The sequence below is a fragment of the Bacillus sp. C30 genome, from assembly GCF_040838255.1.
Taxonomy (GTDB): domain Bacteria; phylum Bacillota; class Bacilli; order Bacillales; family Bacillaceae_G; genus Bacillus_A; species Bacillus_A mycoides.
The window spans coordinates 1-2,453 of record NZ_JBFPJH010000433.1 but is presented as its reverse complement, the minus strand read 5'-3'; the positions used below and the strand labels follow the sequence as shown (position 1 = coordinate 2,453).

General features: G+C 34.9%; 1 protein-coding gene. It reads left to right on the top strand.

Going from position 1 to position 2,453, the window contains the following annotated elements; genetic code table 11:
- Window positions 1–2,453: non-ribosomal peptide synthetase (locus tag AB3X49_RS21335; RefSeq protein WP_367964587.1), on the top strand; the 2,453-nt coding region annotated here is incomplete at both ends.

Here is a 2,453-nt window from a genome sequence, read left to right as displayed (position 1 = left end):
GAAGAATATGCAGAGAATAATTTAGCCATCTGGATACAAAGAAAATGGAATGAAATACATAATGAATTTGAAATTCAAATTTCTTTCAAGTCTCATTCATTCTCTTCTTTGCAACAGTTTGCAAATTCATATCTTTATGTTTTAAAGCAAGTGTCAACAAATTCGAATTTGGCTGTGAAAGATATTTGTATCATTTCAGAAGAAGAGAAAGAGTTGCTAGAAGAATTGAATCAAGGTCAGGCGGACATAGAATTGTCTCAATCATTTCAAAATTTGTTTGAGGAACAAGTGTTAAAAACCCCAGATCAAATTGCTGTTGTTTGTAATGATCAATCTTTGACATATAGAGAATTGAATAAGAAAGCAAATCAATTGGCCTCTATTCTTCAAAGTAAAGGTGTTTCCAAAGAAAATATTATTGGGGTTATGGTAGATCGGTCATTGGAAATGATCATTGGCATGGTGGGGATTTTAAAAGCAGGAGCAGCGTATTTACCAATCGATCCTAACTATCCAAATGAACGAATTGAATATATGTTACAAGATAGTCAAGCGAAATGTTTACTGAGCAAGCGAACAGAAGTAGAATTGCCGCAATTTGCGGGTGAAGTGCTGTATCTTGATGAGGAATATCTCTTCCAAGGTGAGGAAAGTAATTTAGTTCGAGAAAGTTATCCTAATGATTTAGCTTATGTTATTTACACATCGGGATCGACAGGGAATCCAAAAGGGGTAATGGTAGAACAGAAATCTCTTGTCCATTTTTTAAGTGTAATGAGAGAAAAAGTAAAAGATAATCAGTCATTCTTGTTTCTTGCTAGTGTATCTTTTGATATCTCCTTGTTAGAAATATGTCTGCCTTTAACACAAGGTTCGAAAGTAGTTATTGCTACAGAGGATCAGTTCGCAACAAAAGAATTAGCTTATTTGGTCAAAGAACATAAGGTGGATTTATGGGAATCAACGCCATCGCGAATGGAAGTGATTTTGAGTGATCCAGAAGGGGCAAATTTTCTAAAAGATTTAAAATCTATTTTGTTAGCAGGAGAAGCATTTTCCATTGATTTGGTTGAAAAAATTCGATGCATCAGTGAAGCGACAATTTTAAATATTTATGGTCCTACAGAAACAACCATTTGTGCAACAGTAAAGGATTTGAGCTCTGCCAAAGAAGTTACGATTGGAAGTCCCAACCCGAATTATCATTCCTATATATTGAATAGGTATGGTCAATTAAAACCATTTGGAATTCCGGGTGAACTCTGCATTGGTGGCGTGGCGGTAGCACGAGGGTATCTTGGGAAATCTAAACTGACAGATGAAAAGTTTGTACCGAGTCCCTTTACGGCAGGAGAAATGATGTATCATACGGGTGATCTCGTTCGTTGGTTGCCTAATGGAGAACTTGAATATCTAGGTCGAATGGATCATCAAGTAAAAATTCGGGGATATCGGATTGAATTAAGAGAGATCGAAAGCCAGTTAAGGGAATATCCAGAAATAAACCAAGCTATCGTTGTTGATCAAGTATATGGAAATAGGAAATTATTAGCTGCGTACTATGTATCGGATAATAAGGTCTCTTTTGATGAAATCAGAAAATATTTAAGTGATAAATTACCTGAGTTTATGATTCCTGAAAAAATGATTCAGGTGGAAGAGATTCCGTTGAATCCAAATGGGAAAGTAGATAGGAAAAGGTTATTAGATATAACACAAACAGATTATGTATCAATTCCATACGTTGCCCCGCGCAATGAAATTGAACAAAAATTGGTGCATGCATGGGAAAAAGTTATGGAGATTGAGGGAATCGGTATTCATGATAATTTTTTTGCTTTAAAAGGAGAATCGATTAAAGCACTTCAGGTAATTAATCTATTAAGAAAAGACTGCTTAAAAATAAGTACAACAGATTTTTTTAAGCATCCCACGATTGCTCAACTTAGTACTTGTGTAAAGTTAGAGCATAAAACGGAAAACTTTGAAAATAGACCAACCCATGTTAAAGATTTGTCTAAGCCATTTCCCTTAACAGAGGTTCAGACAGCGTACATGTTAGGACGGAATTCACAGTTTGAATTAAGTGGTATTTCACCTCAAACTTATTTTGAATATGAAACAGAATTGAATATCAATCGTCTTTCAAAAAGTTTTCAAAAGGTAATTCAACGTCATCCGATGTTACGAGCTGTAATTTTACCAGAGGGAGAACAGCAAATATTACAAAGCGTTCCTGATTACGAGATTGAAATAGTAAGTCTCATAGATTTAGATGATAGGAATCAAAATGCTCGCTTACAAGAAGAACGTTCTCGAATGACTAATCATGTATTTCCTTTAGGGCAATGGCCTTTGTTTGAATTAAAAGCCTTTCTTTTAAAAGAAGACACGTATTTATTATGTTTTCGATACGATGCTTTATTAATGGACGGAGCAAGCATGAACATCGT